This window comes from Streptomyces sp. NPDC055239 (assembly GCF_053606205.1).
The window spans coordinates 218,805-242,202 of record NZ_JBSGRD010000010.1 but is presented as its reverse complement, the minus strand read 5'-3'; the positions used below and the strand labels follow the sequence as shown (position 1 = coordinate 242,202).

20 protein-coding genes are annotated in these 23,398 nt (G+C 70.5%); 9 read left to right on the top strand and 11 right to left on the bottom strand.

What is annotated here, in order from left to right; translation table 11 throughout:
* Positions 1-4 precede the first annotated feature (4 nt).
* On the top strand, positions 5-2,458 hold the full coding sequence (locus ACWFRJ_RS29385; RefSeq protein ID WP_453537327.1) for a DEAD/DEAH box helicase: 2,454 nt from the start codon (positions 5-7) through the stop codon (positions 2,456-2,458).
* A gap of 96 nt (positions 2,459-2,554) precedes the next feature.
* On the opposite strand, the gene ACWFRJ_RS29380 is transcribed toward ACWFRJ_RS29385, so the two are convergent.
* The 7 genes from ACWFRJ_RS29380 to ssd form a co-directional block, all read right to left on the bottom strand.
* Positions 2,555-3,049 (bottom strand): Rv3654c family TadE-like protein, encoded by a 495-nt coding sequence (locus ACWFRJ_RS29380; protein ID WP_453537324.1) that lies wholly within the window; start codon positions 3,047-3,049, stop codon positions 2,555-2,557.
* 32 nt (positions 3,050-3,081) lie between these two features.
* On the bottom strand, positions 3,082-3,486 hold the full coding sequence (locus ACWFRJ_RS29375) for a TadE family type IV pilus minor pilin (RefSeq protein WP_453537322.1): 405 nt from the start codon (positions 3,484-3,486) through the stop codon (positions 3,082-3,084).
* Entirely contained in the window at positions 3,473-3,685 is a 213-nt protein-coding gene (locus ACWFRJ_RS29370; protein ID WP_453537319.1) for a DUF4244 domain-containing protein, read from the bottom strand. The genes ACWFRJ_RS29375 and ACWFRJ_RS29370 overlap by 14 nt, the downstream gene beginning before the upstream one ends.
* 100 nt (positions 3,686-3,785) lie before the next feature.
* The gene (locus ACWFRJ_RS29365; protein WP_453537316.1) at positions 3,786-4,568 is read right to left on the bottom strand and encodes a type II secretion system F family protein; all 783 of its coding nucleotides are present in this window, start codon (positions 4,566-4,568) and stop codon (positions 3,786-3,788) included.
* Positions 4,565-5,410, bottom strand: coding sequence for a type II secretion system F family protein (locus ACWFRJ_RS29360; protein WP_453537313.1), 846 nt, complete (start codon positions 5,408-5,410; stop codon positions 4,565-4,567). Before ACWFRJ_RS29360 ends, ACWFRJ_RS29365 begins: the two co-directional genes overlap by 4 nt.
* Positions 5,407-6,579 carry a TadA family conjugal transfer-associated ATPase gene (locus ACWFRJ_RS29355; protein ID WP_453537310.1) on the bottom strand — a complete coding sequence of 391 codons (1,173 nt, stop codon included), beginning with the start codon at positions 6,577-6,579 and terminating at the stop codon, positions 5,407-5,409. The genes ACWFRJ_RS29360 and ACWFRJ_RS29355 overlap by 4 nt, the downstream gene beginning before the upstream one ends.
* The gene (gene ssd, locus ACWFRJ_RS29350; protein ID WP_453537307.1) at positions 6,576-7,718 is read right to left on the bottom strand and encodes a septum site-determining protein Ssd; all 1,143 of its coding nucleotides are present in this window, start codon (positions 7,716-7,718) and stop codon (positions 6,576-6,578) included. The genes ACWFRJ_RS29355 and ssd overlap by 4 nt, the downstream gene beginning before the upstream one ends.
* A 520-nt stretch (positions 7,719-8,238) precedes the next feature.
* Here ssd and ACWFRJ_RS29345 point away from each other — a divergent pair.
* On the top strand, positions 8,239-9,078 hold the full coding sequence (locus ACWFRJ_RS29345; protein ID WP_453537305.1) for an HAD family hydrolase: 840 nt from the start codon (positions 8,239-8,241) through the stop codon (positions 9,076-9,078).
* Positions 9,079-9,393: 315 nt separating this feature from the next.
* Here ACWFRJ_RS29345 and ACWFRJ_RS29340 read toward each other — a convergent pair whose 3' ends face one another.
* On the bottom strand, positions 9,394-10,209 hold the full coding sequence (locus ACWFRJ_RS29340) for an oxidoreductase (protein WP_453537302.1): 816 nt from the start codon (positions 10,207-10,209) through the stop codon (positions 9,394-9,396).
* Positions 10,210-10,309: 100 nt separating this feature from the next.
* Between ACWFRJ_RS29340 and ACWFRJ_RS29335 the strand changes: the two genes are divergently transcribed.
* Positions 10,310-11,290: an ATP-binding protein gene (locus ACWFRJ_RS29335; RefSeq protein ID WP_453537299.1), complete on the top strand. Its 981-nt coding sequence runs from the start codon at positions 10,310-10,312 to the stop codon at positions 11,288-11,290.
* Positions 11,291-11,458: 168 nt separating this feature from the next.
* On the opposite strand, the gene ACWFRJ_RS29330 is transcribed toward ACWFRJ_RS29335, so the two are convergent.
* Entirely contained in the window at positions 11,459-12,739 is a 1,281-nt protein-coding gene (locus ACWFRJ_RS29330; RefSeq protein WP_453537296.1) for a hypothetical protein, read from the bottom strand.
* 364 nt (positions 12,740-13,103) lie between these two features.
* On the opposite strand from ACWFRJ_RS29330, the gene ACWFRJ_RS29325 reads away from it, so the two are divergent.
* From ACWFRJ_RS29325 to ACWFRJ_RS29300, 6 genes are all read left to right on the top strand, one after another.
* Entirely contained in the window at positions 13,104-15,479 is a 2,376-nt protein-coding gene (locus ACWFRJ_RS29325; RefSeq protein ID WP_453537293.1) for a bifunctional SulP family inorganic anion transporter/carbonic anhydrase, read from the top strand.
* Positions 15,480-15,528: 49 nt separating this feature from the next.
* The gene (acs, locus tag ACWFRJ_RS29320; protein ID WP_453537290.1) at positions 15,529-17,532 is read left to right on the top strand and encodes an acetate--CoA ligase; all 2,004 of its coding nucleotides are present in this window, start codon (positions 15,529-15,531) and stop codon (positions 17,530-17,532) included.
* Positions 17,533-17,835: 303 nt separating this feature from the next.
* Complete coding sequence (nhaA, locus tag ACWFRJ_RS29315; RefSeq protein ID WP_453537658.1) at positions 17,836-19,230, top strand: Na+/H+ antiporter NhaA; 1,395 nt, start codon at positions 17,836-17,838, stop codon at positions 19,228-19,230.
* A gap of 131 nt (positions 19,231-19,361) precedes the next feature.
* Positions 19,362-19,877: a phage holin family protein gene (locus tag ACWFRJ_RS29310; protein WP_453537287.1), complete on the top strand. Its 516-nt coding sequence runs from the start codon at positions 19,362-19,364 to the stop codon at positions 19,875-19,877.
* Complete coding sequence (locus tag ACWFRJ_RS29305; RefSeq protein WP_453537284.1) at positions 19,874-20,821, top strand: alpha/beta fold hydrolase; 948 nt, start codon at positions 19,874-19,876, stop codon at positions 20,819-20,821. The genes ACWFRJ_RS29310 and ACWFRJ_RS29305 overlap by 4 nt, the downstream gene beginning before the upstream one ends.
* Before the next feature lie 251 nt (positions 20,822-21,072).
* Complete coding sequence (locus tag ACWFRJ_RS29300; protein ID WP_453537281.1) at positions 21,073-21,261, top strand: hypothetical protein; 189 nt, start codon at positions 21,073-21,075, stop codon at positions 21,259-21,261.
* A 40-nt stretch (positions 21,262-21,301) separates the two neighbouring features.
* On the opposite strand, the gene ACWFRJ_RS29295 is transcribed toward ACWFRJ_RS29300, so the two are convergent.
* Together ACWFRJ_RS29295 and ACWFRJ_RS29290 are read right to left on the bottom strand one after the other, a co-directional pair.
* Positions 21,302-22,504 (bottom strand): MarP family serine protease, encoded by a 1,203-nt coding sequence (locus ACWFRJ_RS29295; protein ID WP_453537278.1) that lies wholly within the window; start codon positions 22,502-22,504, stop codon positions 21,302-21,304.
* Between the two features lie 51 nt (positions 22,505-22,555).
* The gene (locus tag ACWFRJ_RS29290; RefSeq protein WP_453537275.1) at positions 22,556-23,365 is read right to left on the bottom strand and encodes an NUDIX hydrolase; all 810 of its coding nucleotides are present in this window, start codon (positions 23,363-23,365) and stop codon (positions 22,556-22,558) included.
* Positions 23,366-23,398 lie beyond the last annotated feature (33 nt).

Genomic DNA, 23,398 nt, shown 5'->3' with positions numbered 1-23,398 from the left:
CGCGATGGCATTCAATCACTTACCGGCAGGCATGCACGACGCCTTGGGACCATTGTCCATCCTGCCAGTGACACACTCGGTGCCGATGGCCAACTTTCCTCCACCGGGAAGACCCTTCACGGGCGCCCCGGCACGCACGTCTCCACGGACGGTCCTGGACCGGCTCACCGCGGGACCGAGCCGTGCTTCGCGCGTCACTCATACGGAGCACTTGCCCCCGCGTGCGGCCCGATATGCAGTCTGGCCTGATCGCATTCGATCCGAGGTCGTCGCGGCGGTGCAATCGGCCGGGATCGAGCACCCCTGGGCCCACCAGGCACTCGCCGCCGAGCACGCCCTGGACGGCGATTCGGTCATCGTCGCCACCGGCACGGCGTCGGGAAAGTCGCTCGCCTACCTCGCCCCCGTCCTCTCGGCCCTCCTCGACGGATCGGAAGCCCCGAACGGCCGCGGCACGACCGCGCTGTACCTCGCACCGACGAAGGCCCTGGCCGCCGACCAGCGCCGCGCGGTACGCGAACTCGCGGCGCCCCTGGGCAACGCGATCCGCCCCGCCGTGTACGACGGCGACACCCCCGTCGAAGAACGCGAATGGGTACGTCAGTACGCCAACTACGTCCTGACCAACCCCGACATGCTGCACCGCGGGATACTCCCGTCCCACCCCCGCTGGTCCTCCTTCCTGCGCGCCCTGCGCTATGTCGTCATCGACGAGTGCCACACGTACCGCGGCGTCTTCGGCTCCCACGTCGCCCAGGTCCTGCGCCGCCTGCGCCGCCTCTGCGCCCGCTACGGCTCCGACCCCGTCTTCCTCCTCGCCTCCGCCACCTCCGCCGAGCCGGCCATCGCCGCCGAGCGCCTGACCGGACTGCCGGTCAAGGAGGTCGCCGACGACGCCTCACCCCGCGGCGACCTCGTCTTCGCCCTCTGGGAACCCCCGCTCACCGAACTCCACGGCGAGAAGGGCGCCCCCGTCCGCCGCACCGCCACCGCCGAGACGGCGGACCTCCTCACCGACCTGACCGTCCAGGGCGTCCGCTCGGTCGCTTTCGTACGTTCCCGGCGCGGCGCAGAGCTGATCTCGGTGATCGCCCAGGAGCGCCTCGCGGAGGTCGACCGCTCCCTGACCCACCGCGTGGCCGCCTACCGGGGCGGCTATCTCCCCGAGGAGCGCCGCGCCCTGGAGCGGGCCCTGCACTCCGGCGAACTCCTCGGCCTCGCGGCCACCACCGCGCTCGAACTCGGCGTGGACGTCTCCGGGTTGGACGCCGTGATCATCTCCGGCTACCCGGGGACCCGCGCCTCGCTCTGGCAGCAGGCGGGCCGCGCCGGGCGCTCCGGGCAGGGCGCGCTCGCCGTCCTCGTCGCCCGCGACGACCCGCTGGACACGTATCTCGTCCACCACCCCGAAGCGCTGTTCCAGCAGCCGGTGGAGTCGACGGTCCTCGACCCCGACAACCCGTACGTCCTCGCGCCCCACCTCTGCGCGGCCGCCGCGGAACTCCCGCTCACGGACGATGACTTGGTCCTTTTCGGCCCGGCCACCGAGGAACTGCTCCCGCAGCTGGAGGCCGCGAAGCTCCTTCGCCGCCGCACGAAGGCCTGGCACTGGACCCGCAGGGAACGGGCCGCCGACCTCACCGACATCCGCGGCGAGGGCGGGAAGCCCATCCAGATCGTCGAGGAGGGCACGGGCAGGCTGCTCGGCACCGTCGACGCGTCCGCCGCGCACACCGCCGTCCACGAGGGGGCGGTCCACCTCCACCAGGGCCGTACGTATCTCGTGCGCCGCCTGGATCTCGAGGACTCGGTCGCCCTGGTCGAGGAGGCCGGTCCGCCGTACTCCACGACGGCCCGCGACACCACGGCCATCTCCATCCTGGAGACGGACGCCGAGATCCCCTGGGGTTCGGGCCGCCTCTGCTACGGCTCCGTCGAAGTCACCAACCAGGTCGTCTCCTTCCTGCGCCGCAGGCTGATCACCGGGGAGGTCCTCGGCGAGACCAAGCTGGACCTGCCGCCCCGCACCCTGCGCACCCGCGCGGTCTGGTGGACGGTCACCGAGGACCAGCTGGACGCCGCCCGCGTCAATCCGGAGATCCTCGGCGGCGCCCTGCACGCCGCCGAGCACGCCTCCATCGGCATGCTGCCGCTCTTCGCGACCTGCGACCGCTGGGACATCGGAGGCGTCTCCGTGCCGCTGCATCCGGACACGCTCCTGCCGACCGTCTTCGTGTACGACGGCCATCCGGGCGGCGCGGGATTCGCCGAGCGGGCCTTTCACACGGCCCGTGAGTGGCTGACCGCCACCCGCCAGGCCATCGCTTCCTGCGAGTGCGAGGCCGGCTGCCCGTCCTGCATCCAGTCCCCGAAGTGCGGCAACGGCAACGACCCTCTGCACAAACGCGGCGCGATCCGCCTGCTCTCCACCCTGCTCAAGGACGCGCCCGGCCCCTGAGGGGCATCGGTGGAACGCACCGCCTTCGGGCCGCCGATCGCAACCACCGGGCGCCGGGGTCGCTACCCCCAGCGGCGCGAGGTGCGCATCGGATCGCTACCCGGCAGAACGCGCCGCCCGCACCGCCCGCACCTCAGGCTTCCGCCCAGCAGGCCCCTCAGGGCGGCCTGACAGCCCTCTGGGGGCTCGCGCCGACCTTGCGTCCGCCCGCCACCCGGCGCGCGCCACAGCCCCCGCTCCGGGCGTCGGAGCGATCGGCCCGGCCGGGCCCGCCCTGGACCTGACCTCCGTCACGAACGGGCCGAAGCCCGCCGCCGCGGTGACGTCCGAGATCTCGCCCCGCAACCCGCACCGCACGATGCGCACCCCCTGCGCCTCGGCCACCCGCCCGGCCTCGGCACACGCTCCGGAACGCCCCTCCGTCCAGTGGTCCGCCGCCGCGAGCGCCGCCAAGTCGGCCGCGCCGCCCGCTCGATGGCGGGCGACGATCACCTGCCCCATCGCGAGAACCGCGCCGCAGATCACGCACAGCACCGCCATCACGACGACGACCCACACCGTGGCGGCTCCCCGGTCGCCCCGGTCCGACACCGGCCCGGCAGCTCGCCACCCGGCCCGCCCCCTCACGCGCCCACCCCCACGGTCTCCCCCACCGTCTCCTCCGCCGACGCCACCGCCTCCGACCGCAGCCGAAGACCGAGCCCGAGCACCCCGGGCCCCGGCAAGTCCGCCACGACCTCCACCCGCACCAGATCCCCGTCCCGCCGCACGACCACCGACGCACCACGCGGCGCCGCCTGCCGGGCCACCGCCACTGCCGCGCTCTCCGGGTCCTGCCGGGCCATCGCGCGCGCCCCTGCCCGCGCCGCGTCCACGCACTGGATCTGCGCGGACGCGGTCAGCAACGCCCAGACCAGCGCCATCGTGAACAGCACGAGCGTGGGAAGCACCACGGCCGCCTCAGCCGTCACGAACCCCTGGTCCCCGTGGCGGCCGCGGCTACCCCCGGACCCCTCAGAACTGGACATCGAGCGCCTTCTCCACGACCGCCTGCAACGCCGCCCTGACCTGCCCGCTCGTCACCACCTTGTAGAGCAATCCGGCGAACCCCACCGCCGCGATGAGCCCCATCGCGTACTCCGAGGTGACCATCCCCACGTCCCCTCGCACCGCCCGCCCCGCACGCGCCCTGCACCGCGACGCCCGTGCACACAGCTGTCCCCACATCTCAACCCCCGTGAAATTTCCGTCTGTTCTCTTCAGAACACGGCGACCACGCCTTACGAAGCCGCCGTCGGGCCACTTGGCCGTTCAGCCACCGAACCGCTCAGATGCCGCTCAACAACCCGCCGGCCAGGCCGATCACCACAGGCAGCACTCCCACCGCGATGAACGCGGGCAAGAAGCACAGCCCCACCGGCGCCGTCATCAGCACCCCGGCCCTGCGCGCCGCCGCCGTCGCCGTACGGCCCCGTTCCGCACGGCAGTCCGCGGCGAGACGCGCCACCGGATCCGCGGCCGGAGCCCCCGACTCCCCCGCCCGCTCCAGCAGGCGGGCCAGCGCCCCGGCGCCCGGTATCGCGCCCAACCTCCGCCACGCGTCGGCTGGTTCACCGCCGAGGCGCACCTCCGCGGCCCCCTGCGCGAGCCGCTCCCCAACCGGCCCTTTCAACGCGTCACCCACCGCCTGTGCGGCCACGACGGGCCCCGCGCCCGCAGCGACACAGGCCGCCAACAGGTCAGCTGCCAGAGGGAGTTGCCGAGCGGCCTCCACGACGTCGAACTCCGCGACGCGAACTCCCCGCCCCCGCCACCAACGCCACACCCCGTACCCAGCGCCCGACCCCACCAGGCACCCCGGAAAACCGCCGACCAGCACCCACCCGGCACTCACCGCACCAGCCACCGCCAGCCATCCCCGCACCGCGTCACGCCGCCGGAGCCACCGCCGCGACGAGACCCCCGGCAGCCGCTCCACCACCCCCAGCACGGCCCCCGAACGTCCCCGCACCGCCCGCTCGCGCCGCGCCGCGAGGACCGCCGACACCAGCCACAGCACGGCCGCCGCACCCCACACGGCCACCCCCACCTTGTGGACAACGAAACTCATCGCTCCTCCGCCCCTCGTACGATCCGCAGCGCCCACCACACGCCGGCGCCCTCCAGCGCCCCGCCCACGGCCAGGCATCCGAGCCCCGCCCCCGTATGCAGCAACACCCGCAACGGCGCCGCCCCGAGCGCGCTCCCCATCAGCAGCCCCAGGACCGGAAGCCCCGCGAGCATCACCGCCGTCGACCGCGCACCCGCCAGCTGGGCCCGCAGATCGGCACGCTGGTCCCGCTCCGCCCGCAGCGCACCCTCAAGCCGCTCAAGGCCCGCCGCGAGCCCGGCACCCCGGTCCACCGCCACCCGCCAGCACGCCGCGAGCCCCAACAACCCCTGCGCCCCCGGCTCCCGCGCCGCTTCCTCCAGCGCGCCCGGCACATCCCCGCCGAACCGCGCCGCCGCCAGAACCCCGGCCCGTGCCTCCCCGAGCCCAGCGCCCGCTGCCGCCCGCAACGCCTCCCCCGGCTGCCGCCCCGCCCGAACCTCACCGGCGAGCGTCCCGCACAACGCGATCACCTCGGCGGCCCGACGCTCCCCTTCGCGCCGCGCATCACCGGCCCGCCGCACACGCCGCATCAACAGCACCCCGGCCGCACCCAAGATCAGCGGCACCACCGACTCCCCGAGCAGCGCGAGCGCCGCCCCACCCGCCAGAGCCCACCACTCGTGCCGCACCCGCTCGCCGACACAGTCCGCCGCCCGCCGCCACGCCGCGCCCCCTGACGCCGCCTCGAAGCCCCCTCCCGCGAGAACCGCCCGCGCCCGCCGCAGCCCTCGGTCCCGCCCGATCACCAGCCAGGCCGCGCTCCCCGCACACGCGGCCGCCGCCACCCCCGTCGCGCTCATCGCCCATCACTCCAACCACCGGCCGTCAGAAGCGAGCCCAGCCGCTCCCAGCCCCGCTCCCGGACGAACTCCTTCTCGCCCCACCGCAGCGCCGGCACCGTCACCACGAGGCCGGACGGATCTCGTTCCAGAACATGCACCTCGGCGATCCGCCGCCGCCCCGCCCGGTCCCGTACGAGATGGATCACCACGGACAGCGCGGCCGCCAACTGGCTGTGCAGCGCCGCCCTGTCGAGTCCGGCCGCCGTCCCCAGCGCCTCCAGGCGGGCCGGAACATCCCGGGCGGCGTTGGCATGAACCGTGCCGCAACCTTGATGGCCCGTGTTCAAGGCGGCAAGGAGGTGCACCACCTCCGCGCCCCGCACCTCGCCCACGACCAGCCGGTCGGGACGCATCCGCAGCGCCTGCCGCACCAGGTCGTCGAGGCCCACCTGACCGGCCCCTTCCTGGTTCGCCGGTCTGGCCTCGAGGCGGACCACGTGCGGGTGATCGGGGCGCAACTCCGCCGAGTCCTCGGCGAGCACGATCCGTTCCCCCGGCCCGACGAGACCCAGGAGCGCGCTAAGGAGCGTCGTCTTGCCCGACCCCGTACCGCCACTGATCACGTACGAGAGCCGGGCGTCGAGCAGTGCCCGCAGTACGCGGTCTCCACCCGGCGGCACCGTCCCCGCCGCTGTCAGTTCCGCCAGCGTGAAGGCCCGGGGGCGTACGACGCGCAGGGAGAGGCAGGTCGATCCGACGGCGACCGGGGGCAGCACCGCGTGGAGGCGGGTGCCGTCCGGGAGTCGTGCGTCCACCCAGGGCCTCGCGTCGTCGAGCCGGCGTCCGGCCACGGCCGCGAGCCGCTGTGCGAGCCGCCGCACCGCCATCGCGTCCCTGAAGGACACCCCGGTCAGCTCCAGGCCCCCGCCGCGGTCCACCCACACCCGGTCGGGCGCGGACACCAGCACGTCGGTCACCGAGTCGTCGGCGAGCAATGCCTCAAGGGGTCCCGCGCCCACCAGTTCCGAGCGCAGTTGCCGCGCCGTGCCCAGGACTTCCGCGTCGCCGAGCACCCTGCCCTGGGCCCGCAGCGCCTCGGCGACGCGGGCCGGTGTCGGTTCGGTCCCGTTCTCCGCGAGCCACTGGCGCACCCCGTCCAGCATCTTTGCCCCGACGACGGCGCTCATGAGCCGCCTCCGGTGGCATCGACCGGGACGCGGTCCCAGAAGGCCGTGCAGAACCGTGCCAGCGGCCCCCGGGCGGCGCTTCCGGGCGGCATCCCCTCGGCCTGTGCGGACAGCAGGCCCGCTTCCCGTGGCAGTTCGCCGACGAGCGGCAGCCCGAGCAGGCGCGCCACCTCCTCCGCGTCGAAGCCACCGAGTCCGTCGATTCCGCCTCCTCCGGCGCGACCGGCGCCGCCTCTGCCGACCACCACCCGCAGATCCCGCAGCACCATCCCCACCGCCGACGCGACCCGCCTCGCCCCGGCCACCGCGCGCAACTCCGGCGGCACCACCAGAAGCCCCAGATCCACCTGGGCCAGCGCCTCGGCCACTCCTTCGTCCACGCGGCGCGGCAGGTCCACGATCACTGCCCCGCCCCGCCGCCGGGCGGCGGCGATCACCGCCCGCATGGCCTCGGGCGCGATGACCACCGCGTCACCCCGGTCCCAGCTCAGGACCCGCAGGGAATGCAGCTCGGGCAGTGACTCCTCGAGCGCGCCACCCCCGACCCGGCCCCTGGACTGCGCGAAGGCGGGCCAGCGGAGACCGTCGGCCGCCTCGCCGCCCAGCAGCACATCGAGACCGCCACCGAGCGGATCGGCGTCGACGAGCATCGTGCGCCGCCCCGCGCGGGCCGCCGTGACGGCGAGCGCGCACGCCAGCGTGGAGGCACCGGCTCCGCCGCTCCCGCCGATCACCCCCACCGTGAGCGCGGGCCTTCCCACGCCCTCGGCGACATCGGCGATGCGGTCCACCAGCCATCGTTCGCCGTCGGGCAGGACAAGGACATGATCGGCACCGATCTCCACCGCGCGCTGCCACACCCCGGAGTCGTCCTGATCCCGCCCGACCAGGACGACCCCACGCCTGCGCGCGGCTCCCCGCACCCGGTCCACCGCGTCGTCCCCGACAAGGACCAGCGGCGCCGCGTCCCAGCCGCCCCTGCGCTCCGGCACACCGTGCTGCACCTCGGGCCGTGCCCCCGCCGCGGCGCACAGCCGCAGCAGGTCGTCCAGCAGGTCCACATCTTCCGTGACGATCAGCGGTCCGCCCTGTCGTCCATCGGACGACGGCGGTCCGTCACGTGTAATCACTCCAGCCACGATCCTCAGCCCCCACTCACTACAAGCCCGTTGAATGCCGCGTTCCACATCGGCGATGAACCGGCCAAAGCAATCCGGCCATGAACTTCGCGTGCAGAACGAGCGGATTCAGCGTGCAGCGGTCGCGGATAACGTGTGGATCTTGGTCAATAACTGTGGACAAGACGGGGGCTGTGAATATCCCCTTCACCCATACCGGTGACATCTCTGAGACTTCCACAGAGCAGCCCAACGGCTACACACAGTGACGGATCATGGGCATGCGAAAAGATCGCCGATACGGCCGCCGGAAGGCGCCAGGCGATCAGATGAAGGTCGAGAGAGGTCCGGAAAACCCATCCGGACATGCGACGACCCCCGCCGGGGGGGAGAGCGGGGGTCGTCCCCACGGTCCGACTCGGGGGGGGAGGAGCCAGACCGGGTTAGCACGGTCGCGAACGATCCGTGACTTCCATGGTGTACCCGAGAGCCTTCTCAGGCAAACCCACACGCCTCACCTTACGCCGAATGGTGGGCGCCTATGCTCGGGCTCGTGGAAAACCACTCGTTGCCCCGCACAGCCGCCTTCTTTGACCTGGACAAGACGGTCATTGCGAAGTCGAGCACTCTCACCTTCAGCAAGTCGTTCTACCAAGGCGGCCTGATCAACCGCAGGGCCGTACTACGAACTGCATATGCACAGTTCGTCTTCCTCGCCGGCGGAGCCGATCACGACCAGATGGAGCGGATGCGCGAGTATCTGTCCGCGCTGTGCCGCGGCTGGAACGTGCAGCAGGTCAAGGAAATCGTCGCCGAGACGCTTCACGACCTGATCGACCCGATCATCTACGACGAGGCCGCGTCCCTCATCGAGGAGCACCACACCGCGGGACGGGACGTCGTCATCGTCTCCACATCGGGCGCCGAAGTGGTCGAGCCGATCGGCGAACTTCTTGGCGCGGACCGAGTGGTGGCGACCCGGATGGTGGTCGGCGACGACGGCTGCTTCACCGGCGAGGTGGAGTACTACGCGTACGGCCCCACAAAGGCGACGGCGATCAAGGAACTCGCGGAGTCCGAGGGGTACGACCTCGACCGCTGCCACGCCTACAGCGACTCGGCGACGGACCTCCCCATGCTCGAGTCCGTGGGACATCCGCACGCGGTCAACCCGGATCGCGCGCTGCGCCGTGAGGCTCTCGCGCGCGGGTGGCCGATTCTCGACTTCCACCGCCCGGTCCGGCTCAAGGAACGGCGCCGGAAGCCGTCCCGGCCCGCGCTCGTCGCGGTGGCGGCGGTGGGCGCCGCGGCGGCCACGGCGGGCCTTGTGTGGTTCGTGAGTCGGCGCAGGACCTCACCCGCCCGATTCACCCTTGTTTGAACCTAAAAGTAAAGAAGTAGTGCCAGGACTTCCGCTTACTCCAGGACAGGAGTACAAAGGATTCAACGGCCCGCGAGACCAAGGACATCCGAGAGGATTACCTTTAAACGCAACCAAGGCCCCACGGACCGAAGCATGAACACCGAGCACCCACGCGACGTCGACCCGTCGATTACGGGCCAGCCGCACCAGGTGACGGGCTAAGTACCCGACCTGATGGGCAACCTTCGAGGACGCTTGGTAACACGGTGAACATGCCAGCGGCGGTACGAGAACTCGTACCGCCGCATCCCTGTGCAGAGCCCTTTACGGCCTTTACGCCGCGCCGCGCTGCATCGCCTCGCAGACCGCCGTCGACTCCCTGGCCCCCAGTTCGACCGCACGCCCGCAGTGGGCGATCCAGGCCGCCATACCTTCCGGAGTCCCGGACGCGTATCCGTCGAGCGCCCCTACGTAGGCCGCCCTCCCCTGTTCCGCGTGCCCCGCCTCGGCCGGGCAGACGGACTTCGGGTCGAGCCCGCTGCCCACCAGGACGATGCGCTCGGCGGCCCGCGCGACCAGGCCGTTGTGCGAGCCGAAGGGGCGCAGACTGAGCAGCTCGCCGTGCACCACGGCCGCTGTCACCAGAGCGGGTGCGGAGCCACCGGCGATGATCAGCTGCGAAAGCCCCTCCAGGCGGCCCGCCACCTCGTCGGAGTCCGGCACGTCCAGCTCGACCAGCGGCTCGTCGACGGGCTCACCAGCAAGGCGGGGCCGCCCCGCCGCCTCGTCGTTCTCCGCTGCGGCGACCAGGTGGAGGCGCGCGAGGACCCGGAGCGGAGACTGCCGCCAGATGGACAGGAGTTGACCGGCCTCCGCGGTGAGACGCAGGGCCGCGCCGATCGCGCGGGCCTCGCCGTCGCCGCTGAAGTCGCTGCGACGACGTACCTCTTCCAGTGCCCAGTCGGCACCGGAGAGCGCCGCCGAGCCGCGTGCGCCGCGCAGCGCCGCCTCGGAGGTGATCTCGTTGCTGCGGCGCCGCATGATCCGGTGGCCGTAGACCCGGTCCACGGCCTTGCGCACGGAGTCCACGGAGTCGGGCACGCCGGGCAGTGCGCCCAGGGCCGCGAGCGGATCGGCTGTCGTACTCATGAGTACGACCCTACGCACCCACCGCACTCCCCCACGAAGGAGTGGTCTTCTTCACGCTGGATCGATACGGCAGGTAATCGTCCGGCTACCCTTGGTGAACATGAAGATCGCTTTCGTAGGGAAGGGCGGCAGCGGCAAGACCACGCTGTCCTCGCTCTTCATCCGACACCTCGCCGCCACCGGAGCGCCGGTCCTCGCGGTGGACGCCGACATCAACCAGCACCTGGGCCCCGCGCTCGGCCTCGACGAGGCGTACGCGGCCGAGCTGCCCGCCATGGGCGCGCACATCCCGCTCATCAAGGACTACCTGCGGGGCTCCAACCCGCGGATCGTCTCCGCCGACACGATGATCAAGACGACGCCGCCCGGCGAGGGGTCGCGAATCCTGCGGGTGCGCGAGGACAACCCCGTGTACGACGCGTGCGCCCGGCCGGTGGAACTCGACGACGCAGCCGTGCGTTTGATGGTCACAGGGCCGTTCACCGAAGCCGACCTCGGTGTCGCCTGCTACCACTCCAAGACGGGGGCGGTGGAGCTGCTCCTGAACCACCTGGTCGACGGGCGCGACGAGTACGCGGTCGTCGACATGACGGCGGGTTCGGACTCCTTCGCGTCCGGCATGTTCACCCGCTTCGACATGACGTTCCTGGTGGCCGAGCCGACCCGGAAGGGGGTCTCCGTCTATCGCCAGTACAAGGAATACGCACGGGACTTCGGCGTCGACCTCAAAGTCGTCGGCAACAAGGTGCAGGGCCAGGACGACATCGACTTCCTGCGCGAACAGGTGGGCGACGACCTCCTGGTGACGGTCGGGCACTCGGACTGGGTGCGCGCCATGGAGAAGGGCCGCCCGCCCCGGTTCGAGTTCCTGGAGGACGACAACCGCCACTCCCTCCAAGCACTTCAGATCGCCGCCGACACCTCGTACGAGCGCAGGGACTGGGACCGCTACACCCAGCAGATGGTCCACTTCCACCTGAAGAACGCGCAGAGCTGGGGCAACGAACGAACAGGGGCCGACCTGGCTGCCCAGGTCGACCCCGGCTTCGTACTCCGGGAGACGCAGCCTCAAAGCGCCTGACGGCACGCCGACCGACGGACGGAGTCCGGCGCAGCACCCCGAAGCCCGCGAAGCGGTGCGAGGGGTGCAGAAGGAGGATTCTGCCTGGCATCCCAGGTCGACCCCGGCTTCGTACTCCGGGAGACGCAGCCTCAAAGCGCCTGACGGCTACGGCTTACCGGCCGACGGCTACGGCTTGCTGGCCGGGGCGCCCGGGACTCCCTTCGGGGCCGGTGCGGGCTGGGCGGAGAGGAAGGACGCCCAGCCCTCCTTCGGGGCCTTGCCGACCGGGAGCTTGGTCAGGCGCTCCACGGTCTGCGGGTCCTGGGCGTCGAGCCAGTCGGCGAGTTGCCGGAAGGAGACGCACCGCACGTCGCGCTTGGTGCAGACGGACTCAATCGTCTCCTCGATGGCGCGCATGTACGTGCCGCCGTTCCAGGACTCGAAGTGGTTGCCGATGATCAGCGGGGCGCGGTTGCCCTTGTAGGCGCGGTGGAAGCCCTGGAGCAGGCCGTCGCGCATCTGGTCGCCCCAGTACGCGTGCTTGTCCGGGTCGCCCTGGGACGCCGTACCCGACTGGTTGACCATGAAGTTGTAGTCCATGGTCAGCGTCTCGAACTTGCGGCCGGGGACGGGGACCAGCTGCATCGACAGGTCCCAGAGGCCCTCCTTCTTCTTGGGCCAGATCTGGTCGTTGACGCCACTGGTGTCGTAGCGGAAGCCCAGCTCACGGGCCGCCCGCATGAAGTTCTTCTGACCTTCGAGGCACGGCGTGCGCGCGCCGACGAGTTCCTTGTCGTAGTCGAAGGGCAGGGGCTGCGCCTTCTTCATGCCCGTGTTCGTCTTCCAGGCCTTCACGAAGGACTTGGCCTGGTTGATCTCGCTCTTCCAGTCGGCCACCGACCACTGGCCCACGCCACCGCTGGTGCCGCAGAAGTGGCCGTTGAAGTGGGTGCCGACCTCATTGCCCTCGAGCCAGGCGCCGCGGAGCTGCTCGACGGTGTCCTTGATCCCCTTGCGGTCGTTGAAGCCGATGTCCGAGCTCCCGGACTGGTGCTGCGGCGGGTCGTAGAGCTTCCGCTTCGCCTCGGGGAGCATGTACACGCCGCTGAGGAAGTACGTCATCGTGGCGTCGTTCCGCTTGGCGACCTTGCGGAAGTGCGAGAAGAGCTTCTGGCTGTCCTCGCCGGCGCCGTCCCAGGAGAAGACCACGAACTGGGGTGGCTTCTGGCCGGGTCTCAGTCGCTCGGGGCGGGGCAGGTGCGGCTGTTGGCCGGTGAAGGCGGTGGAGCCGTCACCGATCATGCGGACCGCGCTCTTGGGAGCCGGGGCGGGGGACGCCTTCTTGGCTCCGTGGGTGACTTCCTCGGCGCCGGTGTCGCCGCTCGCGCAACCGGCCAGTACTGCGGCGCATGCGGTGAGGGCGGTGACGCCCCCGGCGATCCGCTGGATCCTCTGGGTGGCGGCCATCTTCCGCCCACCTTCTTCCTTCGAGTCGGCTACGGGTCGGGGCATGGCTGCAGGGGTCACCACCGAAGGTGTCGCGGTGCAATTGCCCTGAAATGCCCGACAGTGCCGCCAACGTCGCACGAAGGTTTGGGTCAGATGTTCCGACAAGCCGACAAATAGCTTTAATCACTCTCTAGAGTGATCTACTGCCCCATTTGCCCCGTTTATCTATCCTTCGCATTTACTCTCCATTACGATTCATTTACCGAGAGTTGAGATATCCCGCCGCTGCAACGCCGTGACCCACGGCCGCGACCCGCCCTCCGGTGACCGCCGGAGGACCCCCTGTTCCGCGACCGCGCTGCCCCGGAGGAGACGGGAAACCATGTCTGCCTGCGTCCCCACCCATGCCACCGACTCGGCCCACGCCTCACGCGACCACGAGCCCCACGGGCCGCCGCCCGGCAAATTCCGCAAGTTCCGCAAGATCCGTAAGTTCCGCATCGCCGGTGCCGACGTATCCGCGTCCATCGCCGTCTTCCTGATCGCCCTGCCGCTGTCCCTCGGTATCGCGCTCGCCACCGGAGCACCGCTCCAGGCGGGCCTCGTCGCCGCCGCAGTCGGCGGCCTCGTCGCCGGACGGATCGGCGGATCGCCGCTGCAGGTCAGCGGCCCCGCCGCAGGACTCACGGTCGTCACAGCCGACCTCATCCACCAGTACGGCTGGCGAACCACCTGCGCCATCACCGTTCTCGCCGGGTTCGCCCAACTCGCCCTGGGATGCCTGCGCGTAGCCCGCACGGCGCTCGCCGTCAGCCCCGCCGTCGTGCACGGCATGCTCTCCGGCATCGGCGTCGCCATCGCCGTCGCCCAACTGCGCATCGTGCTCGGCGGCACCCCGCAGAGCACCGTCCTCGACAACCTCCGTGCGCTGCCCGCCCAGTTGGCCGACCTTCACCCGGCCACGCTGACGGTCAGCGTGCTGACCCTGGCGGTGCTGCTGCTCTGGCCGCGGATTCCCGGCCGCGTAGGAAAAGCCGTCCGCGTCGTGCCCGCTCCCCTCGTCTCCGTGGCCGCGGCGACGGCTGTCGCCGCGATCGCAGGGCTGAGCGTGTCCAAGGTCGACCTGCCCTCGTGGCGCAGCCACTCCCTCGCTGGTCTGCCCGAAGGTCCCGTACTGGGGCTCGTCGCCGCCGTGCTCACGATCACACTGGTCTGCAGCGTGCAGTCGCTTCTCGGCGCCGTCGCCGTGGACAAGCTCGTCTCCGGGCGGCGCGACCTGGGCACCGGTGGCGGCCGCTCCAACCTGGACCGCGAACTGCTCGGCCAGGGCGCGGCCAACGCCGTGTCCGGGGCGCTCGGCGGACTCCCCGTCGCCGGGGTCGCGGTGCGCAGCGTGGCCAATGTGAAGGCCGGTGCCGTAAGCCGGAACTCCACGATGCTGCACGGCGTTTGGGTAGTAGTAGCCGCCCTGCTGATGGTTCCCCTGCTAGAGCTGATCCCGCTCGCCGCGCTGGGCGCCCTGGTGATGGCGGTCGGCATCCAGATGGTGAACCTGAACCACATCCGCACCATCACCCGCCACCGCGAGATCCTCGCCTACACCACCACCACACTCGGCGTCGTCTTCCTCGGCGTACTCGAAGGCGTGGCCCTCGGGGTCGCCGTGGCCGTGGCCGTCGCACTGCACCGCCTCGCCCGGACCCGGATCACCCACACCGAGGAGGACGGCACCCACCACGTGCGCGTGCGCGGCCAGTTGACCTTCCTCGCCGTGCCGCGTCTCAGTAGGGCGCTGCACCTCGTACCCCAAGGGGCATCCACCATCGTGGAGTTGGACGGATCATTCATGGACCACGCGGCGTACGAAGCACTGCAGTGCTGGCAGGACGCACACACCGCGCAGGGCGGCACCGTCGAGGTGACCGGGCGCGCGGGGACGCGGATCGCCGAGCACGCAAGCGCCTCGCACTCCTGCTGCAGGCCCTGGACGGCCTGGCGCAACCACCACTGCGACCGCCCGCAGGAAGCACCCCAGGGCGAGAGCCGGCCCAGCGGGCACCAACTGGCAAGCGGCATCAGCGCGTTCCAGCGGAACACGGCCCCGCACGTGCGGGGCGAGCTCGCCCGCCTCGCCCGCGAGGGCCAGCAGCCCTCGCAGCTCTTCCTGACCTGCGCCGACTCCCGGCTCGTCACCTCGATGATCACGTCGAGCGGCCCCGGCGACCTCTTCGTCGTACGCAATGTCGGCAACCTGGTACCGCTGCCGGGCGCCGAGAGCGGGGACGACTCGGTGGCCGCCGCGATCGAGTACGCGGTGGACGTCCTTGAGGTGCGGTCCATCACCGTGTGCGGGCACTCCGGGTGCGGGGCGATGCAGGCGCTGCTCAACACCCCGCCCGGAGGCGCGCAGACGCCCCTGAAGCGGTGGCTGCGGCACGGGGCGCCGAGCCTCGAGCGTCTCGCGGCGCACAAGGACGAGGGGGGCTGGGCGCGGCTCGCGGGCCGGGCCCCCGCCGACGCCGTCGAGCAGCTCTGCCTGACCAACGTGGTCCAGCAGCTGGAGCACCTGCGCGGCCACGAGTCGGTGGCGCGGCGCATGGCCGAGGGCACCCTGGAGCTGCACGGCATGTACTTCCATGTCGGCGAGGCCCAGGCGTATCTCCTCACCGAGAGCCCGGACGACGTATTCGACCAGGTCACACCGTCACCGCACGAAGGAACACCGCGTGAGGAGCCACCCACCCGAGTAAAGGTCTAAACCAATTTTCGGCAAGCTCTTGTCACCAGGGGTATACGTCTGATGAGCTGTGGCTTTGGACACAACGGACACCCTGGGAATGGGAGATGTCGTGAGCAACGAAAGCCTGGCCAACCTTCTTAAAGAAGAGCGAAGGTTCGCGCCGCCGGCCGACCTGGCGGCCAACGCCAACGTCACCGCGGAGGCGTACGAACAGGCCAAGGCTGACCGGCTCGGCTTCTGGGCCGAGCAGGCCCGCCGGCTGACCTGGTCCACCGAACCGACCGAGACGCTCGACTGGTCGAACCCGCCGTTCGCGAAGTGGTTCGCCGACGGGAAGCTCAACGTCGCGTACAACTGCGTGGACCGCCATGTGGAGGCCGGAAACGGCGACCGTGTGGCGATCCACTTCGAGGGTGAGCCCGGCGACAGCCGGGCCATCACCTATGCCGAGCTCAAGGACGAGGTCAGCCGGGCCGCCAACGCGCTGACCGAGCTGGGAGTCCGACAGGGCGACCGCGTCGCCGTGTACCTGCCGATGATCCCCGAGGCCGTCGTGTCGATGCTGGCCTGTGCCCGCATCGGCGCCGCGCACTCAGTGGTCTTCGGCGGCTTCTCGGCCGACGCCATCGCCAAGCGCGTGAAGGACGCCGACGCCAAGGTCGTCATCACCTCCGACGGCGGCTACCGCAGGGGCAAGCCCGCCGCCCTGAAGCCCGCGGTCGACGACGCCGTCGCGCGCGAGGACAGCTCCGTAGAGCACGTCCTCGTCGTACGCCGCACCGGCCAGGACGTGGCGTGGACCGAAGGCCGCGACGTGTGGTGGCACGAGCTCACCGAGCGTCAGTCCGCCGAGCACACCCCCGAGGCCTTCGACGCGGAGAACCCGCTCTTCATCCTCTACACGTCGGGTACGACGGGTAAGCCGAAGGGCATCCTGCACACCTCCGGCGGCTATCTGACGCAGGCCGCGTACACCCACCACGCCGTCTTCGACCTCAAGCCGGAGACCGACGTCTACTGGTGTACGGCCGACATCGGCTGGGTCACCGGGCACTCGTACATCACGTACGGCCCGCTGGCGAACGGCGCGACGCAGGTCATGTACGAGGGCACGCCCGACACCCCGCACCAGGGGCGCTTCTGGGAGATCGTGCAGAAGTACGGCGTGACCATCCTCTACACGGCGCCCACCGCCATTCGTACGTTCATGAAGTGGGGCGACGACATCCCCGCGAAGTTCGACCTCAGCAGCCTGAGGGTCCTCGGATCGGTCGGCGAGCCGATCAACCCCGAGGCGTGGATGTGGTACCGCAAGAACATCGGCGCCGACAAGTGCCCCATCGTGGACACCTGGTGGCAGACCGAGACCGGCGCGATGATGATCTCGCCGCTGCCGGGCGTGACCGAGACCAAGCCGGGAAGCGCCCAGCGCGCGCTGCCGGGCATCTCGGCGACCGTCGTCGACGACGAGGCGCGCGAAGTGCCGGACGGCGGTGGCGGCTACCTCGTCCTGACCGAGCCGTGGCCCTCCATGCTGCGGACCATCTGGGGCGACGACCAGCGCTTCATCGACACGTACTGGTCGCGCTTCGAGGGCAAGTACTTCGCCGGTGACGGTGCCAAGAAGGACGACGACGGCGACATCTGGCTCCTGGGCCGTGTGGACGACGTGATGCTCGTGTCCGGGCACAACATCTCCACCACCGAGGTCGAGTCGGCGCTCGTCTCGCACCCGGCGGTCGCCGAGGCGGCGGTCGTGGGCGCGGCGGACGAGACCACCGGGCAGGCCATCGTCGCGTTCGTGATCCTGCGGGGCACGGCGAACGCCGACGACGAGGGGCTCGTGGCGGACCTGCGCAACCACGTGGGCACGACGCTCGGACCGATCGCCAAGCCGAAGCGGGTCCTTCCGGTGGCCGAGCTGCCGAAGACACGGTCCGGGAAGATCATGCGGCGACTCCTTCGGGACGTCGCCGAGAACCGCGCGGTCGGTGACGTCACCACGCTCGCCGACTCCTCCGTGATGGACCTGATCCAGAACAAGCTGCCGGCGGCGCCGAGCGAGGACTAGGTCAGACCTGATCCTGAGATCTGGTCCTGAGACCTGAGATCCGAGACCCGAGAGGGGCACCCGGCACCACGCCGAGTGCCCCTCTTGCGCATAAAGTGATGATCGCCGGATAAGTCCGTTCGCATGTTAGGTACGCTAAGGATCGCGTCAACATCACGACAACAACGCGACAAGAAGTACCTAGGTGCGCCGGGAAGTCTGGTCGGCAAGTGATTCGTCCTGCCTACCGACCGGAGGTCGACCCCCGTGGCCGCGCCCGCACCCAGCAACGGCAAGAACAACAGCAGCAGCAGCAGCAGCAACATCCGTGACAGCGGTGACAGCAGCCGCAAGGTCCTCGGACGGCTCTCGCTCCCCGAGCGGAACTTCGTCGCGAACGCGCTGCGCGCCGAGACCGTCGGCGGTGTCCTCCTCCTCGTAGCCGCCGTCACCGCGCTGATCTGGGCGAACACCGCAGGCGGGTCGTACGAATCCGTGCGCGGCTTCCACCTGGGACCGAGCTCTCTCGGCCTCGACCTCTCCGTACAGCACTGGGCGGCCGACGGGCTGCTCGCCGTCTTCTTCTTCGTCGCCGGCATCGAACTCAAGCGCGAGCTCGTCGCGGGCGATCTGAGCGACCCGAAGGCCGCCGCGCTGCCCGTCGTCGCCGCGCTCTGCGGCATGGCCGTACCGGCTCTCGTGTACGTCCTGGTCACCACGGTCGGCGGCGGTTCCACGGACGGCTGGGCGGTGCCGACCGCCACGGACATCGCCTTCGCCCTCGCCGTCCTCGCGGTCATCGGCACCTCGCTGCCGTCCGCCCTCCGCGCCTTCCTGCTCACGCTCGCCGTCGTCGACGACCTCTTCGCGATCCTGATCATCGCGGTCTTCTTCACCAGCGACCTCAACTTCGCGGCGCTCGGCGGCGCGGTCATCGGCCTCGCGGTCTTCTGGCTGCTGCTCCGCAAGGGCGTACGCGGCTGGTACGTGTACGTTCCGCTGGCCCTGGTCATCTGGGGGCTGATGTACAACAGCGGCATCCACGCCACGATCGCCGGTGTCGCGATGGGCCTGATGCTGCGCTGCACCCGCCGCGAGGGCGAGGAGCACTCGCCGGGCGAGCACATCGAACACCTTGTACGACCCCTCTCCGCGGGCCTCGCGGTTCCGCTGTTCGCGCTGTTCAGCGCCGGTGTCGTGGTGTCGGGCGGCGCGCTCGGGGACGTATTCAGCAAGCCGGAGACGCTCGGTGTGGTGCTCGGTCTCGTGGTCGGCAAGGCGGTCGGCATCTTCGGCGGCACCTGGCTCGCCGCCCGGTTCACCAAGGCCGAGCTCAACGAACAACTCGCCTGGCCGGACGTGTTCGCGGTCGCCTCGCTCGCCGGTATCGGCTTCACCGTCTCGCTCCTGATCGGCGAACTCGCCTTCACCGAGGATCCGCTGCTCACCGACGAGATCAAGGCAGCCGTCCTGATGGGCTCTCTCATCGCGGCCGTGCTTTCCGGGATCCTGCTCAAGGTGCGCAACGCCCGCTACCGCGCGCTGTACGACGACGAGGAGCGCGACGACGACCTCGACGGCATCCCGGACGTGTACGAACAGGACAAGCCGGAGTACCACCTGCGGATGGCCGCGATCTACGAAAAGAAGGCGGCCGAACATCGCAGGCTTGCCGAAGTGTCGGCCGGGGCACGCGCCGAAGACGATGGTCCGGCATGATCTGAGCAGGCTCGACTGCGCAGACTGAGCTGAGCGGTCGTATCTGAGCGGTCGTATCCGAGTCGTATCCGAACAGATCTGAACAGACGTTGTGAGCACGCATACGCAGGCTTACGGAGAAGGGGAAAGCGATGAGCACACCCGACGGGCCCGTCGGCACCGAACGCAGCCTCGGCCAGCTGGTCTCATCGGCGACCAGCGAGATGTCCGCGCTGGTGCACGACGAGATCGCGCTGGCCAAGGCCCAGCTGCGGCAGGACGTCAAGCGGGGTGCGGTCGGCGGCGCCGCGTTCGCCGCGGCGGGGACGGTGCTGCTCTTCTCGCTGCCGATGCTGAGCTTCGCCCTCGCGTACGGCATCCGTACGTGGAGCGGCTGGAACATGGCGATCTGCTTCGTGCTCTCCTTCGCGGCGAACGTACTGGTCGCCGGGGTCCTTGCCCTGATCGGCGTCGTCTTCGCGAAGAAGGCCAAGAAGGGCAAGGGGCCGCAGAAGGTCGCCGCTTCGGCCAAGGAGACGGCCGCCGTGCTGCAGAACGCCAAGCCGCACCCGCGCGCGGTGAGCCCCGTGGACGTGGTCACCCCCGCGGGTGCCACCCTGGATCGTGGCAGTGAGACGGCGGCAGCTGTGGCACGCTCGTCTTCATGACGGACCCCGCCACACCCACCCCCCATCCGGCCCAACCGACGTCACCCGTACGCATCGAAGGACCGTGGACCCACCGGGACGTCGCCGCGAACGGCGCGCGCTTCCACATCGCCGAGATGGGCGACGGACCGCTCGTGCTGCTCCTGCACGGCTTTCCGCAGTTCTGGTGGACCTGGCGGCATCAGATGGTGGCGCTCGCCGACGCGGGCTTCCGGGCGGTCGCGATGGACCTGCGGGGCGTGGGCGGCAGCGACCGTACGCCGCGCGGTTACGACCCGGCGAACCTCGCGCTCGACATCACGGGCGTCGTGCGGTCGCTCGGTGAGCCGGACGCCGCGCTCGTCGGGCACGACCTGGGCGGGTACCTCGCGTGGACGGCGGCCGTGATGCGGCCCAAGCTGGTGCGCCGCCTCGCCGTCTCCTCGATGCCGCACCCGCGGCGCTGGCGCTCGGCGATGCTCTCGGACCGCAAGCAGACCGCCGCGAGTTCGTACGTGTGGGGCTTCCAGCGCCCGTGGGTGCCGGAGCGTCAACTCGTCGCGGACGACGCGGCTCTGGTGGGGCGTCTGGTCCGGGACTGGTCGGGGCCGCGGCTTCCGGACGACGAGGCGGTGGAGACGTACCGCCGTGCCATGACGATCCCCTCGACGGCGCACTGCGCGATCGAGCCGTACCGCTGGATGGTGCGGTCGATGGCCCGTCCGGACGGCATCCAGTTCAACCGGCGCATGAAGCGCCCCGTGCAGGTTCCCACGCTGCATCTGCACGGCTCCCTGGACCCGGTGATGCGGACGCGCAGTGCGGCGGGCTCGGGCGAGTACGTCGAAGCGCCGTACCGCTGGCGGCTGTTCGACGGTCTCGGGCACTTTCCGCAGGAGGAGGACCCGGTCGCCTTCTCGACCGAGCTGGTGAACTGGCTGAAGGATCCCGAACCGGATCGGTAGGCCGCGCGGCGATCCGGATCGGTAGGCCGCGCGGAGCCTGAATCACGATCTGCGGGGTACGCGAACAGAGTCGGCGGAGTACTCGATCAGAGTCGACCGGGGCAGCGGGGACCTGAAATAGGGTCAGAAAGACGCCCGTACCCGGCAGTAGGGGAACGTCTGTTCTTCGAACGGCTACTTGCCACCCGCATAGGCCAATTGGGGCGCGTGGGCGCGATTACCGACCTTGAGGCACGGGCACACGTCGGGGTATGGGCTGGACGCACGACTACAGTGAAGTAGCACGCAACCGCCGCTCAGCCATCGCGCTGAACAGCCATGAGAGGGGCGGTCCGCACGAGCCGGGCCATGAAGGCCCTGCTCAAGGCATCGGCATTCCCCACATCCTGCGCCGCAGGGCCCGCTGGGTCTCGGCGCGGCTGAGGCATACGCGCGACTGATCCGCCTGCTCCACCGACTGCTCCCCGACTGCGGCCCCGGCTACAGCGCGCAGCCCTGACTGTCGACCTCTTGGTTGGCGGTCCGGCCCGCCTCGATGTCCTTACGGACCTCGTCGGCGGTGAGCGCGTAGCCGGTGTCCGGGTCGTCCAGTGACTTCGCGAAGACCACGCCGTAGACCTTGCCTTCGGGCGTGAGCAGCGGGCCGCCGGAGTTGCCCTGGCGGACGGTCGCGTAGAGCGAGTACACGTCACGGCGCACGGTGTCCCGGTGGTAGATGTCCGGGCCCTTCGCCGTGATGCGCCCGCGCACGCGCGCGGGTCGGACGTCGTACGGACCGTTCTCCGGGAAGCCCGCGACGATCGCGTTGTCACCGCTCGACGCGTCCTTGGACGTGAACTGCAACGCGGGCGCCTGGAGGGTCGGCACGTCCAGTACGGCGATGTCGCGCTTCCAGTCGTAGAGCACGACCTTCGCGTCGTACGTCCGGCCGTCCCCTCCTATCTGGACCGTCGGCTCGTCGACGCCGCCGACCACGTGCGCGTTCGTCATCACGCGGCGGTCGGAGAAGACGAAGCCGGTGCCTTCGAGGACCTTGCCGCAGCCGCGGGCCTCGCCCTGCACCTTCACGATGGACTGCTTGGCCTTCGTGGCGACCGTGCTCTTGGCGAGCTTGGGGTCGGGTGCCTTGACGTCGGTGATGGGCTCGTTCGAGAACGGGCTGAAGACCTGCGGGAAGCCGTTGCGCGCAAGGACCGATGAGAAGTCGGCGAACCAGGTGTCGGCCTGGCCCGGCAGCGCGCGCGAAACACCGAGCAGGATCTTGGAGTTGCGTACTTCCTTGCCGACCGTCGGCAGCGTCGTGCCCGCGAGGGCGGAGCCGATCAGCCAGGCGACGAGGAGCATCGCGAGGACGTTGACCAGGGCGCCGCCCGTGGCGTCCAGGGCCCGGGCGGGCTGCCAAGTGATGTACCGGCGGAGCTTGTTGCCCAAGTGCGTGGTGAAGGCCTGACCGATGGAGGCACAGACGATCACGATGACCACGGCGACGACGGCGGCCGTCGTGCTCACCGCTCCCTCGTCGTCCGTGAGGGCGCCCCAGATGACGGGCAGCAGGTACACCGCGACGAGTCCGCCGCCCAGAAAACCGATCACCGACAGGATGCCGACGACGAATCCCTGGCGGTAGCCGATGACCGCGAACCATACGGCGGCGACCACCAAAAGGATGTCCAGCACGTTCACCGATTCAATCCTCGCCTCGCATCGCGGTCGCCACGTATCCCCGCAACCTTGTCATGCGCGCCAGTCGAGCGGCACCTGCTTGGTGCGGTCCCAGGGGCGTTCCCAGCCCGCGAAATGCAGAATCCTGTCGATCACTCCGGCCGTAAAACCCCAGACCAGAGCCGATTCAACGAGGAAGGCCGGGCCTTGGTGGCCGCTCGGATGAACTGTCGTCGCGCGGTTGTCGGGATCCGTGAGATCGGACACGGGGACCGTGAAGACGCGGGCCGTCTCGGCCGGATCGACGACGCCGACGGGGGTGGGTGAACGCCACCAGCCGAGCACCGGGGTCACCACGAAGTCGCTCACCGGGATGAAGAGTCTGGGCAGCACGCCGAAGATCTGTACGCCTCGGGGGTCGAGCCCGGTCTCCTCCTCGGCCTCGCGCAGGGCGGCGCGCAGAGGGCCGTCCGTCAGCGGATCGCCGTCCTCGGGGTCGAGGGAGCCGCCGGGGAAGGAGGGCTGGCCCGCGTGCGAGCGAAGGCTCCCGGAGCGCTCCATCAGGAGCAGCTCGGGGCCGCGCGTGCCCTCTCCGAAGAGGACGAGCACGGCGGACTTGCGCCCGGCGCCGCTCTCCGGGGGCAGGAAGCGGCTGAGCTGGGTCGGCCGGACGGTCTCGGCGGCACGGGCAACGGGATCCAGCCAGGCGGGGAGGCCATCGGTACTGAGGCACACGTGTCCGTTGGGGCTGCCGGGGCGACCGGGGCTGTCGGGGATGCCGGGCCGCCCCTGGAAGCCGTGCCCCTCGCTCATCTCGCTCATACCGCTCATGTGCGTATCGCTCGTGTCGGTTGTCTCGCTCGTGTCGCTCGCGTGCGTCATCGGCACCCCCGTCCAACTGTGGACAACGCCTGT

What these genes read in the sequence shown, in the direction of transcription:
- ACWFRJ_RS29385 (WP_453537327.1), top strand. Translation starts at nt 5, where the DNA reads ATGGCATTCAATCACTTACCGGCAGGCATGCACGACGCCTTGGGACCA.
- ACWFRJ_RS29375 (WP_453537322.1), bottom strand. Translation starts at nt 3,486, where the DNA reads ATGTCCAGTTCTGAGGGGTCCGGGGGTAGCCGCGGCCGCCACGGGGAC.
- ACWFRJ_RS29370 (WP_453537319.1), bottom strand. Translation starts at nt 3,685, where the DNA reads ATGTGGGGACAGCTGTGTGCACGGGCGTCGCGGTGCAGGGCGCGTGCG.
- ACWFRJ_RS29365 (WP_453537316.1), bottom strand. Translation starts at nt 4,568, where the DNA reads ATGAGTTTCGTTGTCCACAAGGTGGGGGTGGCCGTGTGGGGTGCGGCG.
- ACWFRJ_RS29360 (WP_453537313.1), bottom strand. Translation starts at nt 5,410, where the DNA reads ATGAGCGCGACGGGGGTGGCGGCGGCCGCGTGTGCGGGGAGCGCGGCC.
- ACWFRJ_RS29355 (WP_453537310.1), bottom strand. Translation starts at nt 6,579, where the DNA reads ATGAGCGCCGTCGTCGGGGCAAAGATGCTGGACGGGGTGCGCCAGTGG.
- ACWFRJ_RS29345 (WP_453537305.1), top strand. Translation starts at nt 8,239, where the DNA reads ATGCTCGGGCTCGTGGAAAACCACTCGTTGCCCCGCACAGCCGCCTTC.
- ACWFRJ_RS29340 (WP_453537302.1), bottom strand. Translation starts at nt 10,209, where the DNA reads ATGAGTACGACAGCCGATCCGCTCGCGGCCCTGGGCGCACTGCCCGGC.
- ACWFRJ_RS29335 (WP_453537299.1), top strand. Translation starts at nt 10,310, where the DNA reads ATGAAGATCGCTTTCGTAGGGAAGGGCGGCAGCGGCAAGACCACGCTG.
- ACWFRJ_RS29330 (WP_453537296.1), bottom strand. Translation starts at nt 12,739, where the DNA reads ATGGCCGCCACCCAGAGGATCCAGCGGATCGCCGGGGGCGTCACCGCC.
- ACWFRJ_RS29325 (WP_453537293.1), top strand. Translation starts at nt 13,104, where the DNA reads ATGTCTGCCTGCGTCCCCACCCATGCCACCGACTCGGCCCACGCCTCA.
- ACWFRJ_RS29310 (WP_453537287.1), top strand. Translation starts at nt 19,362, where the DNA reads ATGAGCACACCCGACGGGCCCGTCGGCACCGAACGCAGCCTCGGCCAG.
- ACWFRJ_RS29305 (WP_453537284.1), top strand. Translation starts at nt 19,874, where the DNA reads ATGACGGACCCCGCCACACCCACCCCCCATCCGGCCCAACCGACGTCA.
- ACWFRJ_RS29300 (WP_453537281.1), top strand. Translation starts at nt 21,073, where the DNA reads ATGGGCTGGACGCACGACTACAGTGAAGTAGCACGCAACCGCCGCTCA.
- ACWFRJ_RS29290 (WP_453537275.1), bottom strand. Translation starts at nt 23,365, where the DNA reads ATGACGCACGCGAGCGACACGAGCGAGACAACCGACACGAGCGATACG.